At 74.6% G+C, this 14,340-nt stretch carries 15 protein-coding genes; 10 read left to right on the plus strand and 5 right to left on the minus strand.

Features of this window, described 5'->3' with window-relative positions:
* Positions 1–5: 5 nt before the first annotated feature.
* The gene (locus ACFVVL_RS00980) at positions 6–908 is read right to left on the minus strand and encodes a polysaccharide deacetylase family protein (protein WP_387670362.1); all 903 of its coding nucleotides are present in this window, start codon (positions 906–908) and stop codon (positions 6–8) included.
* A 229-nt stretch (positions 909–1,137) separates the two neighbouring features.
* On the opposite strand from ACFVVL_RS00980, the gene ACFVVL_RS00985 reads away from it, so the two are divergent.
* Entirely contained in the window at positions 1,138–1,992 is an 855-nt protein-coding gene (locus tag ACFVVL_RS00985; RefSeq protein ID WP_380295182.1) for an SAM-dependent methyltransferase, read from the plus strand.
* A gap of 85 nt (positions 1,993–2,077) precedes the next feature.
* Here the strand turns inward: ACFVVL_RS00985 and ACFVVL_RS00990 are convergent, their stop codons facing one another.
* Positions 2,078–2,947, minus strand: coding sequence for an Fpg/Nei family DNA glycosylase (locus tag ACFVVL_RS00990; RefSeq protein ID WP_387670364.1), 870 nt, complete (start codon positions 2,945–2,947; stop codon positions 2,078–2,080).
* 118 nt (positions 2,948–3,065) lie between these two features.
* On the opposite strand from ACFVVL_RS00990, the gene ACFVVL_RS00995 reads away from it, so the two are divergent.
* From ACFVVL_RS00995 to ACFVVL_RS01010, 4 genes are all read left to right on the plus strand, one after another.
* Positions 3,066–3,563: an SRPBCC family protein gene (locus ACFVVL_RS00995; protein WP_387670366.1), complete on the plus strand. Its 498-nt coding sequence runs from the start codon at positions 3,066–3,068 to the stop codon at positions 3,561–3,563.
* A gap of 87 nt (positions 3,564–3,650) precedes the next feature.
* A complete protein-coding gene (locus tag ACFVVL_RS01000) occupies positions 3,651–4,310 on the plus strand; it encodes a hypothetical protein (protein ID WP_387670368.1) in 660 nt (219 codons plus the stop codon).
* An 84-nt stretch (positions 4,311–4,394) separates the two neighbouring features.
* Positions 4,395–5,219 (plus strand): DsbA family protein, encoded by an 825-nt coding sequence (locus ACFVVL_RS01005; RefSeq protein ID WP_387670370.1) that lies wholly within the window; start codon positions 4,395–4,397, stop codon positions 5,217–5,219.
* Entirely contained in the window at positions 5,216–5,827 is a 612-nt protein-coding gene (locus ACFVVL_RS01010) for a vitamin K epoxide reductase family protein (protein ID WP_380295190.1), read from the plus strand. The genes ACFVVL_RS01005 and ACFVVL_RS01010 overlap by 4 nt, the downstream gene beginning before the upstream one ends.
* 107 nt (positions 5,828–5,934) lie before the next feature.
* On the opposite strand, the gene ACFVVL_RS01015 is transcribed toward ACFVVL_RS01010, so the two are convergent.
* The 3 genes from ACFVVL_RS01015 to ACFVVL_RS01025 are packed head-to-tail and all read right to left on the minus strand — an operon-like array spanning position 5,935 to position 8,863.
* Positions 5,935–6,945, minus strand: a complete 1,011-nt coding sequence (locus tag ACFVVL_RS01015) for an adenosine deaminase (protein WP_387670372.1) — start codon at positions 6,943–6,945, stop codon at positions 5,935–5,937.
* Positions 6,946–6,989: 44 nt separating this feature from the next.
* Positions 6,990–8,270, minus strand: coding sequence for an MFS transporter (locus ACFVVL_RS01020; RefSeq protein WP_387670374.1), 1,281 nt, complete (start codon positions 8,268–8,270; stop codon positions 6,990–6,992).
* Complete coding sequence (locus ACFVVL_RS01025) at positions 8,267–8,863, minus strand: ArsR/SmtB family transcription factor (RefSeq protein ID WP_387670376.1); 597 nt, start codon at positions 8,861–8,863, stop codon at positions 8,267–8,269. The genes ACFVVL_RS01020 and ACFVVL_RS01025 overlap by 4 nt, the downstream gene beginning before the upstream one ends.
* 190 nt (positions 8,864–9,053) lie before the next feature.
* Here ACFVVL_RS01025 and ACFVVL_RS01030 point away from each other — a divergent pair, with 190 nt between their 5' ends.
* From ACFVVL_RS01030 to ACFVVL_RS01050, 5 genes are all read left to right on the plus strand, one after another.
* The gene (locus ACFVVL_RS01030; protein WP_380295198.1) at positions 9,054–9,335 is read left to right on the plus strand and encodes a DUF6158 family protein; all 282 of its coding nucleotides are present in this window, start codon (positions 9,054–9,056) and stop codon (positions 9,333–9,335) included.
* Positions 9,336–9,479: 144 nt separating this feature from the next.
* Positions 9,480–10,883, plus strand: a complete 1,404-nt coding sequence (locus ACFVVL_RS01035) for an NADP-dependent succinic semialdehyde dehydrogenase (RefSeq protein WP_380295200.1) — start codon at positions 9,480–9,482, stop codon at positions 10,881–10,883.
* A 540-nt stretch (positions 10,884–11,423) separates the two neighbouring features.
* Positions 11,424–11,879, plus strand: a complete 456-nt coding sequence (locus ACFVVL_RS01040) for an RICIN domain-containing protein (protein WP_380295202.1) — start codon at positions 11,424–11,426, stop codon at positions 11,877–11,879.
* Between the two features lie 272 nt (positions 11,880–12,151).
* Positions 12,152–13,687, plus strand: coding sequence for a DUF2079 domain-containing protein (locus ACFVVL_RS01045; protein WP_387670379.1), 1,536 nt, complete (start codon positions 12,152–12,154; stop codon positions 13,685–13,687).
* 59 nt (positions 13,688–13,746) lie between these two features.
* On the plus strand, positions 13,747–14,340 hold a 594-nt coding region (locus tag ACFVVL_RS01050; protein ID WP_387670381.1), incomplete at its 3' end, for a DUF2079 domain-containing protein.

Here is a 14,340-nt window from a genome sequence, read left to right on the forward strand (position 1 = left end):
TTTGCTCACCCCGGCGGGGCGGTGAAGTGGTAGCCGGAGTCGATCAGCACCGGGAGGTAGGTCTTCAGCGCCGCCACCGTCTGCGACCGGTCCCCGCCGCCGTCGTGGTTGAGCACGATCGCCCCGGGGCGGACGTCCCGGAGGATCCGGTCGGTGATCACGCCGGTCCCCGGCCGGGCCCAGTCCCGGGGGTCGACGGACCAGGCCATCGGCCGCATGCCCAGTTCGGCGCTCACCCGCAGGGCCGTGGAGGACCAGTCGCCGCCCGGCGCCCGGAACCAGCTCGGCACCTTGCCGGTGGTCCGGTGCAGCAGGTCGGAGGTGCGCTCCAGTTCGTCGCGGACCTTGCCCTCGGAGAGGCTCCGCAGATCGGGGTGGGTCCAGGTGTGGTTGGCGATGTGGTGGCCGCGGGCGGCGATCTCGCGGACCAGGCCGGTGTGCTCGGTGGCGTTCTCGCCGATCAGGAAGAAGGTGGCCCGGATGCCGTACTGCTCCAGCAGCGCCAGGACGGTCGGGGTGTGCCGGGGGTCGGGTCCGTCGTCGATGGTGAGGGCGACCACCCGCTGCCCGGCGTCCAGCTCGTACACCGGCCGGCTCTCGCCCCCCGTCGGCGCCCGCGCGGGCGTCGGAGCGGCCGGGGCGGGGGCCGACGGGGCGGCCGAGGGGGAGGGCGAAGGGGCGGGCGCCACCGCCGAGGGGGTCGCCGCGCCCGCAGCGGCGGCGGACGGGGCGGCGGCCGTGGCCGGGGCGGCGGCAGCGGCGGCCGGGGGCGCCGACGCGACGGCGGACGGACTCGCGGCGGCGGAGGGGAGGTCCGGCACGGCGTCGGGCTCCGGGGCGGACGCCGCCCGGGCCGCCCGCACCACCTCCTCCGCCCGGCCGCAGCCGGACAGTCCGAGCAGCGACATCCCCGCTGCGACCAGCAGTAATCTTCGCGAAGTAATCTGACGATCAGACAGCATGGCGGATATCTCCCCCGTTCATCGGGCCGCCTCCCAGCGGCAACCCCGACGGGCTCGATCACCACCCCAACGGCCCATGTCACGACCGGTTCACCGACCCCGTGACCGGATTCCCGTCAGGCCCGCTACTCTGACCTCTCCCAAGTGTGATGATCTGTCTTCAGAGGACGTGGCCATGACGACGAATCAGGATCCCGCCGAGCGCTCCGCCGACGACGACGCCGAGCTGAGCCAGTGGGAGAAGTACGGGGTCGACACCAGTACCCCGCACTCCGCCCGCGTCTACGACTACTGGCTCGGCGGCAAGACCAACTTCCCGCCGGACCGCGCGATGGGCCAGGCGATCGAGCAGGCCGTGCCGACCATGAAGGCGCAGGCCAAGGAGAACCGCGGCTTCCAGAAGCGCGCCGTCCGCCACCTCGCCGAGCGCTACGGCATCCGCCAGTTCCTCGACCTCGGCACCGGCATCCCCACCTCGCCGAACACCCACGAGATCGCCTCGTCGGTCAGCCCCGGCACCCGGGTCGTCTACGTGGACAACGACCCGATCGTGCTGGCCCACGCCCGCGCGCTGATGGTCTCCACCCCGGCCAGCCGCACCACCTACATCCACGCCGACCTGGGCAAGCCCGCCGAGCTGCTGGCCGACCCGGCCCTCACCTCGACCCTGGACCTCTCCCAGCCGGTCGGCCTGCTGATGATCGCGGTGCTGATGCTGATCGCCGACGAGGACGACCCGTGGGGCAAGGTCGCCGCGCTGCGCGACGCGCTGCCCTCCGGCAGCTACCTCGCGCTCACCCACCCCACCCAGGACTTCAACGAGGCCGCCGTCGCCCAGGTGACCGCCTCCGCCCGGGCCGCCGGGATGACCCTGGTGCCGCGCAGCAAGGAGCAGGTCACCCGGTTCTTCGACGGCTGGGAGCTGATCGAGCCCGGTGTCGCCCCGGTGATGTCCTGGCACCCGGAGGGCGAGCAGCCCGAGGACCCGTACGCCGCGTACTACTGGGGCGGGGTCGCCCGCAAGCTCTGAGCCACCCCCCGGTCCACGGCCGCCACCGGCCCCGCCCACCCCCACCGGGCGGGGCCGGCCCGCAGGCCGCCCGCGGCGCCGGGCCTCACTTCAGGAGCCGGGACAGCCGCCGGTCCGCCAGCGGCTTGCCGCCGGTCTGGCAGGTCGGGCAGTACTGCAGCGAGGAGTCGGCGAAGGACACCTCCCGCACGGTGTCCCCGCAGACCGGACAGGGCTGCCCGGTCCGCCCGTGCACCCGCAGGCCCAGCTTCTTCTCCGCCTTCAGCTCCCCCGCCGCCAGCCCGCGCGAACGCTCCACCGCCTCGCGCAGCGTCGTGCCGAGCGCCTCGAACAGCCGCTCCGTCTCGGCCTCCGAGAGGTCCGCCGCCAGCTTGTACGGGGACATCCGCGCCGCGTGCAGCACCTCGTCCGAGTAGGCGTTGCCGACCCCGGCCAGCACGCTCTGGTCCCGCAGCACGCCCTTGATCCGGCGCCGCTCGCCGCTCAGCAGCGCACGGAAGCGCTCCAGGCCGAAGCCGGGGTCCAGCGGGTCCGGGCCGAGCCGGGCCACCCCCGGGACCTCCGCCGCCTCCCGCACCAGGTACACCGCGAGGCCCTTCTTGGTACCCGCCTCGGTGAGGTCGAAGCCGTCCGCGTCCGGGCCCTCCAGCCGCACCCGCAGCGCCAGCGGGTTGCGTCCGCCCGGCCTCGGCGGCAGCGCCGGCAGGCCCTCCTTCCAGCGCAGCCACCCCGCCCGCGCCAGGTGGACCACCAGGTGCAGCCCGCCGGCCTCGATGTCGAGGAACTTGCCGTGCCGCGCGACCGGGCCGACCGTCCGGCCGGCCAGCGCGGTCACCGGCGGGTCGTAGGTCTTCAGCGCGCTGATCGCCACCGGCTGGACCTCGGCGATCACCCGCCCGGTCAGCCGCTCGGAGAGATAGGCGGTCAGCGCCTCGACCTCGGGGAGTTCCGGCATGCGCCCAGTCTCCCGCAGCCGCCCCGGCCCCGCCCGCCCGCCGCCTTTGCCGTCCACCGGCCTGCGGCGCAGGCTGGAGGGGTGGACCGCGCGCCAGCCGAGGAGGTCCGGCTCCGCCATGAGCACGCTAGAGGAACAGATCGACATCGAAGCACCGGTGCTGGCCGCCTGGGAGCAGCTGCACCGGGTCCACGACTACCCGCGGTTCGTCGACGGCGTCCGCCGTGCCCAGCCGCACGGCCGCAACCTCGCCCACCTGGAGGTGGAGATCGCCGGCACCGGGCTCGACGTCGAGACCGAGATCACCGACCGCGGGCGTGGCCGGGTGATGACCTGGCGCACCCTGGACGGCCTGCCGCTGAACGGCGCCTTCGCGCTGCGCCCGCTCGACCGCGCGCACACCCGGGTGCAGCTGCGCGTCGAGTACGACCCGGAGGAGGTGCACGAGGTGTTCGGCGGGCCGCGCGGCTTCGCGCTCGCCGGGGCGATCGAACGCGCCGTGCGCAGCGACCTCGCGCTGTTCCGGGAACTCGTCGAGGCCCGGGTGGCGGCCGCCGCCGCACCGCCCCCGCCGGTCGTCGAGGCACCCGGCACGGTGACCGTAAACGGCATATAAGCGCAGCTCAGGGGCGGCGGTGAGGATCTTCACAGCGGTCCGCCGGACCCGCCGTCCGGCGGTCCTCCTGTGGCACACTCGGGTCCCATGAGCACGGCCCCGCTCCCCAGGACGCTGCGCGCGGCGATCTTCGCCGCGCTGCTCGTGCTGCTCGCGGGGCTCGGACAGGTCCTGGTCACCGGCCGTCCGCTGCCGCTCGGCACGCTGGCCCTGGCCGGCGCCGCCGTCTTCGCGGTGGCCTTCGCGCTGGCCGGCCGCGAACGCGGCTACCGGGCGGTCGCGGCGGTCTTCCTGCCGCTGGAACTCGGCCTGAGCGCCCTGTTCGACCTGGCCCAGTCGACCTGCCCCTCGCTGCCGCCCGGCACCGCCCGCGGCCTCGAACCGCTGCTCTGCGGCGGCGGCTCGCTCGGCGGCTTCCTGCTCGGCCACGGCCTGTCCCGGCCGGCCGGGCTCGTCGTGCTGCTGCTCCTGCACGGCGCGCTGGCCCTGGCCGCCGCCGCCTGGCTGCGCAGCGCCGACGCCGCGCTGCGCTCGGTGGCCCGCACGGTGCGGATCCTCGGCGACTTCGCCCAGCGCTTCCCCGCCGCGGCCGGCCGTCTGCTGCTGCTGATCACCGCCCCGCTGCCGGCCCGCCCGGTGGCCCGGGTGCCGTTCCCGCGCGCCAGCCGCGTCCGGGTGCCCGCCGAGTCCGTCGTGCTGCGCCCCGCCGTCCGGCGCGGGCCGCCGGTGCTCGCGCACGCCCGCTGAGGAGCGCCCACCCGGGAGGTCCTCGGCCGGCCGTGCCGCCCCGCGCCCGCACGCCGATCCACGAGCACCAGGACGACCCTTCCCATGAGCACCTCCCCCCAGAAGTCCCCCAGGAGCACCTCCGCCGCCGACCGCAAGGCCGCCCGCCGGGCCGCCACCGAGCGGATGCGCGAGGAGCGCGAGCGCGCCGACCGTTCGGCGCGGATGCGCCGCCGCGTCGTGGTCGGCGCCGCCTCCGCCGCCGTGCTCGCCCTGGTGGCGGGCGTGGCCTTCGCCGTCGGCGGCTCCTCCGGCTCCGGCGACGCCGCGGCCTCCGGCCCGCTGGTGGTGCCGGCCAACGCGGGCGGCGCGGACGGCACCGTGATCACCTACGGCAAGGCCGACGCCCCGCACACCCTGGAGGTCTACGAGGACTTCCGCTGCCCGTACTGCGAGCAGCTGGAGACCACCACCGGGTCGACCATGCAGCAGCTCGCCGACGCCGGCACGTACAAGATCGAGTACCACCTGGCGACCTTCCTCGACCAGGGCCTCGGCGGGAAGGGCTCGCGCACCGCGCTGGCCGCCGCCGGCGCGGCGCTGAACGAGGGCGTGGACAAGTTCAAGCAGTTCCACGACGTGCTCTACGCCAACCAGCCGGACGAGCGCGAGGACGCCTTCGCGGACGTCAACCACCTGCTCGACCTGGCCGGCCAGGTGCCGGGCCTGAAGACCGACGGCTTCGTCAAGGCGGTCCAGGACGGCACCTACGTGCCGTGGGCCCAGCAGGTGAACAAGGCCTTCGACAAGAGCGGCGTCACCGGCACCCCGACCGTCCGCCTGGACGGCAGGAAGCTCGACGTCTTCGCGGGCGGCGCGCCCGTCTCGCCGGAGAACTTCACCGCGATGGTCCGGCAGGTGACCGGATGACGGCCCCCGCCGCCCGCACCCACGGCGCGAGCCGCCCGTTCGCCCTGCTGCTGGTGATCGGCGGCGCGCTGGGGCTGTTCGCCTCGGCCGTCCTCACGCTGGACAAGATCCGGCTGCTGAAGGACCCGTCCTACGTCCCGAACTGCAACATCAATCCGATCATCAGCTGCGGCTCGATCATGCGCAGCGACCAGGCCGAGGCCTTCGGCTTCCCGAACTCGCTGCTCGGCCTCGCCGGATTCGCGGTGGTGATCGCGATCGGCGCCGGGCTGCTGGCGGGCGCCGCCTACCGGCGCTGGTTCTGGCTGGGCCTGCAGGCCGGGACGGTGTTCGGGATCGGCTTCGTGACCTGGCTGATGTACCAGGCGCTGTACCGGATCGGGGCGCTCTGCCCGTACTGCATGGTGGTCTGGGCGGCGATGATCCCGCTGTTCTGGTACACCACGCTGCACAACCTGCGCGCGGGGATCATCCCGGTCCCGCGCGGCCTGCGCCCGGTGGTGCGGGAGGCGGCGCGCTACCACTGGGTGGTGCCGGCGCTCTGGTACGCGGTGATCGTGCTGCTGGTCCTCAACCGGTTCTGGTACTACTGGTCGACCCTGCTCTGACCCCCCGCCGCCCCGCCTCCGGACCGTCCCGGTCCGGAGGCGGTCGCCCGGCCCGGGCCGCCGGAGCCGCCGGCCGCGCCCGGGTGCCGCCGCGCACGACGCGCTTCCTAGGCCCGGACGGCGGCGCGCGGCGCGAACTCGTAGGCGGCGACCTCGGCCAGCAGGGCGGCGCGGCGCTCCTCGTCGAGGAAGGAGGCCCGGAAGGAGTTGGCGGCCAGCAGCCGCAGGGTCTCGTCGTCCAGGCCGAGCGCCTCGGCGAGGGCGTCGAAGGTGTCCCCGGCGTAGCCGCCGAAGTAGGCCGGGTCGTCGGAGTTGACGGTGGCCAGCAGCCCGGCGTCGAGGATCGCGGGCAGCGGGTGGTCGGCGAGGGTGTCGACGCAGCGCAGCCGGACGTTGGAGAGCGGGCAGAGGGTCAGCGGGATCCGCTCGCGCACCAGCCGCGCGACCAGCGCGGGGTCCTCCAGGCAGCGCAGCCCGTGGTCGATCCGCTCGACGCCGAGCACGTCCAGCGCCTCGGTGATGTACGCGGCCGGGCCCTCCTCGCCCGCGTGGGCGACCCGGTGCAGGCCGGCCTCGGCGGCGCGCCGGTAGACCTCGCGGAACTTGGCCGGCGGGTGGCCGACCTCGGCCGAGTCCAGGCCGACACCGGTGATCCGGCCGCCGAACCAGGGGCGGGCGGCCTCGAAGGTCTCCAGTGCGGACTCGGCGGACTCGTCGCGCAGGAAGCACATGATCAGCCGGGTGCTGACGCCGTGCCGTTCCTCGCTGCGGTCCAGCGCCCGCCCGAGGCCGTCCACGACGACGTCCAGCGGCACGCCGCGCGCGGTGTGCGCCTGCGGGTCGAAGAAGATCTCCGCATGCCGCACCCCCTGCGCCGCCGCCCGGGCCAGGTAGGCGTCGGCGAGCTCCTCGAAGTCCTGCTCGGTGCGCAGCACGGCCATCAGCGCGTAGTACAGGTCGAGGAAGGACTGCAGGTCGGTGAAGGCGTAGGCGCGCCGCAGCTCCTCGGTGTCCGCGTACGGCAGGGTGACGCCGTTGCGGGCGGCGAGCGCGAAGGCGAGCTCGGGCTCCAGGGTGCCTTCGACGTGCAGGTGCAGTTCGGCCTTGGGGAGGGGCATCGGTGCCTGTCCGGGGATTGCGGTGCGGATACGAAGTGGTCATCCTACTTTTTCTCCGCCCCTGACCACGCATCGGGCAGGTCGCGCACCCGCCGCAGCGGCGAGGCGACGAGCAGGCCCGCGCTCGCCACCAGCAGCAGGATCATGAGCCACATCACCGGCCGCAGTCCCAGCCACTCGCCCAGGGCGCCGCCGGTCACCGCGCCGAGCGGGATGGTCGCCTGGTTGGCGGTCATCGAGGCGGACACCACCCGGTCGAGCAGCGCGGGCGGCACGTAGCGCTGCCGGAAGCTGCCGAGCACCACGTTGGCGAGCACCACGCCGCCCACCATGACCGCGAGGCCGCCCGCATACAGCAGCACCCCCGCGCCCGGCCGGGCCGTCGGCAGCAGCAGGCCGAAGGGGCCGACGGTGAGCAGCGCGAGCAGCACCCCGCGCGCGCTGCCGAACCGCCGGGTGACCGGCCGGGCGAGCGCCGCACCGACGACCCCGCCGAGGGCGCCGGCCGCGCCCAGCCAGCCGACCGCCGAGGGGGCCACGCCGAGCTCGCGGACCAGGAAGAGCACCGCCACCGCCTGGTAGCCGGCCAGCGCGAGATTGGCGACGGCCCCGTAGCGCAGCACCGCGCCGAGGTACGGGTCACGGCGGACGAAGGCCAGCCCCTCGCGGACCTGGCGGCCGAGCGGGGCCGGGTCCGGCTCCGGGGCCGCCGTGCGCCGGTCGCGGATCAGCAGCAGCGCACCCGCCGCGACCAGGAAGCTCACCGCGTCGGCCAGCAGTCCGGCGGCGGCGCCGAAGGCCTGCACGGCGAGCCCGGCCGCGCCCGGCCCGGCGACCTGGGCCACCGAGGCGCCGCCCTGCAGCTTGGCGTTGCCCTCGGTGAGCCGTTCGGGGGGCAGCAGGTCCGGCAGGAACGCCTGGTGGGCGGCGGCGAGGAAGACCGACGCGGTGCCCGCGAGCAGGGCGACCAGCAGCAGCTGGGCGAAGGTCAGCACACCGGACCGGGCGGCGGCCGGCACCGAGGCGTACAGCACCGCCGAGACGAGGTTGCCCCGGACCAGCACCGTGCGCCGGCCCCACCGGCCGATCCAGACCCCGGCCGGCAGGCCCACCAGCAGCCAGGGCAGCCAGACGGCCGCGCTCAGCAGTCCGGCGGCGAGCGGCCCGGCGTCCAGGGTGACCACCGCGACCAGCGGCAGCGCGACGGCGGTGACGGCGGAACCGAGACGGCTGACCGTCTCCCCCGTCCAGAGCAGCCGGAAGTCGCGGTCGGCGAACAGGCCGGCGGACAACCGGGGCGTGCCCCGCAGCTCGGTGCCGGTCACGGCCGGGCCGGGACGCTGTGGGCGAAGGCGAACACCGATTCCCGGGCGCGGCCGTCCTCGGGGACCGGGCGGGCGGCCCAGCGGGCCAGCACCTCGACCAGCTCGCCGGCCAGCTCCCGGGCCTCCTCCGGGGTGAGCCGCAGCCAGGTCTCGGTGGCGACGGCGCAGCCCTCCCGCCAGGGTTCGGGGTAGTCGTGCCGGGCGGCGGACCAGCCGCGCACCAGGGCGGCCTGGCGTTCCAGCTGGAGCGAGCCGGCCGCGTCGGCGACGGCCTCGGCGGCCGGGTCGGCGGTGAAGTCGGCGCGCCGCCAGCGCGGGGTGCCGGCGGTCGGGCGCCACCAGCGTTCGCGGCGGTCGCGGGCCAGCTCGGGCGCCTCCTCGACGAGGTCGGCGCCGGCCAGCACCTTGAGGTGGTGGCTGATGCTGCCGACGGCCTGGCCGGTGCGCTCGGCGAGCAGGCCGACGGTGGCGGGGCCGTCCACCGCGAGCAGGTCCAGCAGCCGGCGGCGGACGGGGTGGGTGAGGGCGGCCAGGACGCGGGAGTCGGCGATCTGCCGGACGCCGTCCGCGACGGGTTCGGTGCGTTCGGTCATGCGGCGAGGATACCCACAAGAGCTCTTGTGCAACAGCCCTTGTACGAGAGCTCTTGTGCACTCCGGCGCCCCCCGCAGGGGTGTACGGAAGGGGCTCGCGGGGCACCGGGTACTCGGGGGGTTCCGGTTTCCCGTTCCCGTTTCCCGTTCGCGGTTCCCCGTTTCCGGCTCACGCCGAGGAGGAGTGGACATGCGGCACCCCGACGCCCCGCACCCCAGGCCCGAGGGCATCTCCCCGCACGCCCTGGACAACGACACCCTGGTGCACGAGCTGGAGCAGCTGCACCGGACCAGGCACGAGACCTTCCTGTACGGCTCCGAGGAGGCACTGAAGCGGCACACCCGGCGCACCGGGGAGCTGGAGGCGGAGTACCTGCACCGCTTCCCCAACCGCCTCGTCGTCGCCGGCCGGACCAGGGCCGGCGCGCGCGCCCGCGGGGCGGCGGTCCGGGCCGAGGCGCTGCCCGAGTAGCGCGACCCGCACGCCACCGACCGCGCCGGGGCCCTCGGGACACGCCGGGACACGCCGGGCGGCGGTGGCGTGCCCCCGCGCGGACGGTGGGCGAGGGTGGGGGGACCGACACGTCCACTCCGCGCACCCCCTGGGAGGGCCCCGATGCCCATCGCAAGCGTGAACCCCGCGACCGGCGAGACCCTGGAGACCTTCGAACCGCTGGACGCCGCCGGCCTCGAACAGCGGCTGGCCCGCGCCGAGGCGGCCTTCCGGACGTACCGCACCACGTCCTACGCCCAGCGCGCCGGGCTGCTGCGCCGCGCCGCCGACCTGCTCGACCAGGAGCGCGAGACCGTCGCCCGGACGATGACCGAGGAGATGGGCAAGCCGCTCACCGCCGCCCGCGCCGAGGCCGCCAAGTGCGCCAAGGCGATGCGCTGGTACGCCGAGAACGCCGAGGCACTGCTCGCCGACGAGCACCCCGAGCCGGCCGACGTGGCCGACTCCGGGGCGGCCCGCGCGTACGTGCGGTACCGGCCGCTGGGCGTGGTGCTGGCGGTGATGCCGTGGAACTTCCCCTTCTGGCAGGTGGTCCGCTTCGCCGCGCCGGCGCTGATGGCCGGCAACGTCGGACTGCTCAAGCACGCCTCCAACGTGCCGCGCACGGCGGTGGCGCTGGAGGAGCTGTTCCAGCGGGCCGGCTTCCCGGAGGGCTGCTTCCAGACCCTGCTGATCGGCTCGGGCGCGGTGGAGGGGGTGATCCGCGACCCCCGGGTGGCGGCCGTGACGCTCACCGGCAGCGAGCCCGCCGGGCGGGCGGTCGCGGCCACCGCGGCCGACGTGGTGAAGAAGGCCGTCCTGGAGCTGGGCGGCAGCGACCCGTTCGTCGTGCTGCCGAGCGCGGACCTCGACGCCGCCGTCGCCACCGCCGTCACGGCGCGGGCGCAGAACAACGGGCAGTCCTGCATCGCCGCGAAGCGGTTCATCGTGCACACCGACGTCTACGACCGGTTCACCGCGGGGTTCGCGGAGGCGATGCGGGCGCTGCGGATCGGCGACCCGATGGACGAGGCGACCCAGGTCGGCCCGCTGGCCAGCCGGCAGGGCCGCGACGACCTGGCCGACCTGGTGGACGACGCGCGGGCGCACGGGGCCCGGGTGGAGTGCGGCGGGCGCCGGCCCGAGGGCCTGGGCGCCCGGGGCCTGGACGGCGGGTGGTTCTACGAGCCGACCGTGCTGAGCGGCATCACCCCGCAGATGCGGATCCACCACGAGGAGACCTTCGGCCCGGTCGCCACCGTCTACCGGGCGGCCGACCTGGACGAGGCGGTCGCGCTGGCCAACGACACCCCGTTCGGCCTCAGCTCCAACGTCTGGACGGAGGACCCGGCCGAGCAGGAGCGCTTCGTGCGGGACATCCAGGCGGGCGGGGTGTTCTTCAACGGCATGACCGCCTCGCACCCGGCCCTGCCCTTCGGCGGCGTCAAGCGCTCCGGCTTCGGCCGAGAGCTGTCCGGGCACGGCATCCGGGAGTTCTGCAACATCACCACGGTGTGGGTCGCTTAGGGGTCGTCTTCAAACCCCCGTCGTCCGCCCGGAGGGCGGGCCGGGCGGCGTCTGGGTGCGTGCATCGCAAGGCGGAGGAGGGAGTCCATGCGGAGCATCGGCGACCGACGACAACGCGGCGAGGTGCGTGCCCAGACGCCGCCCGGCAGGCGGGGGTTTGAAGACGAGCCCCAGGCCCTGCCGGGCGGAACACGCGCCCGCACCGCACGCCGGGTGCGCCCCCGGCCGGGGCCGCACGCCCCGGCCGGATCCGGCCAATTCTCCAGAGCCCCCCTTGCCCCTTTTGCCCGAAATCCATGGCGCGGGTGCGACGGGCGGGCGTCGACACCCCTCACGCGGCACTGACACACCCTCCACAGAAACCACTTCGTCGACAAACCTGTGTGATTCCCTTGCTCATCTTGATAAAAGCTGATCCGATTCCTGCCGAATGGCTGAACGCCATCAGGTCCCGCGCGAGGAAAGGCCTGAAAGGGGGCATTCCCGGATAAGTTCGGTGACGACCTGCCGAACGGTCGGTCACCACGGGAAGGAAACGCGATGAAGTCCCTCAAGCGTGCCGCCGCCCTCGTCTCCTCGGCGGCCGTGCTGGCCGGCGGCATGACCGTCCTGGCCGCGGGCCCGGCGAACGCCGCCACCGAGATCACCCTCCAGAACGTCGCCACCAGCCGCTACCTCGACAGCAACGGCAACGGCAACGTCTACACCCTCCCCGGCAACGGCGGCTCGTACCAGCGCTGGTACGCGACCGACCTGGGCGGCTCCACCTTCACCCTGCGGAACAAGGCCACCGGCTTCTGCCTCGACTCCAACGGCAACGGCGACGTCTACGCCCTGAGCTGCAACGGCGGCAGCTACCAGAAGTGGGTCAGGCGCGCGTCCACCTACGGCAACACCTACCGGAACGTGGCCACCGGCCTCTACCTGGACAGCAACGGCAACGGCGACGTCTACGCGCTGGGCGGCAACGGCGGCTCCTACCAGCAGTGGAAGTGAGGACACCCGTCCGACCGTCCGAACGGTATTTCCGAAATGATGATATGACTGTTCATCATTTCTGATTTGACTGTTCGTCATGCATGGCTCGCCCTCCCCGGAACAGCAATCACCGGGGAGGGCTTTCCCGTGCTACGGTGCCCGGCCTGGGGCCATTCGCACCCGGCGGCTTTCCCGCACGGCCGAAACGGCCGGCCGCCCGCCCCGGAGAGCCGACCGGAAATCGGCCGCACGTCCAATCCCGCCCGGAACCACGGGGATGTTCGGTGACCATGAGTACACTCGCGTCAGCACTCCATCGCGGGACGGTGGTCGACGCCGCGTCGGCCGCCCCGGCCCGCGCCGGTCGGCGGGTGCGGTTCATCCCCTGGGCGCTCGCCCTCACCCTGTTCCTGGTCTACGCGTTCTTCACCGTCCGCCGCCACGAACTGCTGTTCACCAGCGGCTACGACCTCGGAATCTTCGAGCAGGGCGTACGCGGCTACGCCGAGGGGCGCGGCCCGATCGTCGAACTCAAGGGCCCCGGCTTCAACCTGCTGGGCGATCACTTCTCCCCCGCCCTCGCCGTCCTCGCCCCCTTGTACTGGCTCCTCCCCTCGGCCGTCACCCTGCTGCTGGCCCAGTCCGCGCTGGTGGCCGTCGCCGCCGTGCCGATCTGCCGCTGGGCGCTGCGCGCCGCCGGACCGGCCACCGCGCTGGCCGCCGGCTTCGGCTACGGGCTCTCCTGGGGGCTCGCCTCCGCGCTCGGCTTCGACTTCCACGAGATCACCTTCGCGGTGCCGCTGATCGCCTTCGCGGTCTGCGCGCTCGGCGAGCGGCGCTGGACCGCCGCCGCGCTCTGGGCCGCGCCGCTGGTGCTGGTCAAGGAGGACCTCGGCATCACGGTGGCGGCCGTCGGCGGCTACGTCCTGTGGCGCGGCGACCGCCGCACCGGCGCGGCGACCGTGGTGTTCGGCATCGGCGCCTCGCTGCTCGAACTCCTGGTGCTGCTCCCGGCGATGAGCCCCGGGGGCAGCTTCGCCTACTGGGACAACCTGAGCGGCGGCTCCGGCGGCCGCAGCCTGCTCACCCTGCCGCTCGACCTGGTCACCCCGGGCGAGAAGGTCACCACCGTCCTGCTGCTGCTCGCGCCGACCGTGCTGCTGGCCGCCCGCTCACCGCTGATGATCGTCGCGCTGCCCACCCTCGGCTGGCGGCTGCTCTCCAACAACCCGGCCTACTGGGGCACCAACTACCACTACAGCGCGGTGCTGATGCCGATCGTCTTCGCCGCCTTCGTGGACGTCCTGGTGAAGGCGCGCGAGCGGAACGGCGTGCTGCCCCGGTGGCTCGTCCGGGCGGCCCCGGCGGCCAGCGCGGTGGTGACGCTGGCGCTGCTGCCCGGGTTCGCGTTCGGCCAGCTGCTCACCCTCGACCTGTGGCGCACCCCGGCCCGGGTCGAGGCCGCCCGGTCGGTGCTGGCCGCCGTCCCCGACGACGCCCGGGTCGCCGCCTCCAACCGGCTGGTGCCGCAACTCACCGACCGGTGCGAGGTCATCGTGTTCGGCTGGCCGCAGAAGTGGTCGACCGCCGAGTGGATCGTGGTCGACGAGGACCGGCCGATGGGCTGGCCGCTGTCGCCCGACGAGGAGCGGCGGGAACTCGCCGCCGTCAGGCGCAGCGGCTACCAGGTGGTGCGCAGCGACCACGGCATCACGCTGCTGCGGCGCACACCCGGAGCCGACGCGACGGCGCCCGAAACCGCCGCGACGGCGCCCGGAACCGACGCGACGGTTCCCGCGGCCCCCGGCACCCCCGGAGCCGGCTGAGCCGGCGGCCCGCCTCCGCCACCCGACCAGCTCCCGCCCCCGACCAGTCCAGGGATCCCGTGCCAGTCGAAACCGGGCTCAGCCCGTCCACCCGTGCGAACCGCCCGCTGCTGCCGCGCGTCACCCGCCCGTCCGCGTCCGGCACCGCCGGGCCGCGGACCGGACGCCGGACCGCCGTCCTGACCCTGCTCTGCTTCGCCGTGACCGCGGCCTGCGGGCTGCAGCAGTGGGCGGCGGTCCTGCTCGGCGGCTTCGACCTCGGCATCTTCCACCAGGGCGTGGCCGGCTACGCGCACGGGGGCCTGCCGGTCTCCCCGGTCAAGAGCTACCACCACGAGTTCCCGCCCGGCTTCTCCCTGCTGGGCGACCACTTCTCGCCGATCCTGGCCGCGCTCGCCCCGCTCTACTGGATCCGGGAGGACCCGCGCACGCTGATCCTCGCCCAGGCGCTGCTGCTGGCCGCCGGCGTGCCGCTGATCCGGCGGATCGCGGTGCACTGCTTCACCCGGCCCGCCACTCGCACCACCGCCGCCGGGCACGACGGTGGCGGGGGGGGGGCCCGCCCCCCCCCCCCCCCCCCCCCCCCCCGACCCCCCGCCCCCCCCCCCGCCCGCCCCGCGCCAGACAACGACCGACAAGAGAACAGCAGAGGC

It is taken from the genome of Kitasatospora sp. NPDC058115 (genome assembly GCF_042884635.1).
Lineage (GTDB): Bacteria > Actinomycetota > Actinomycetes > Streptomycetales > Streptomycetaceae > Kitasatospora.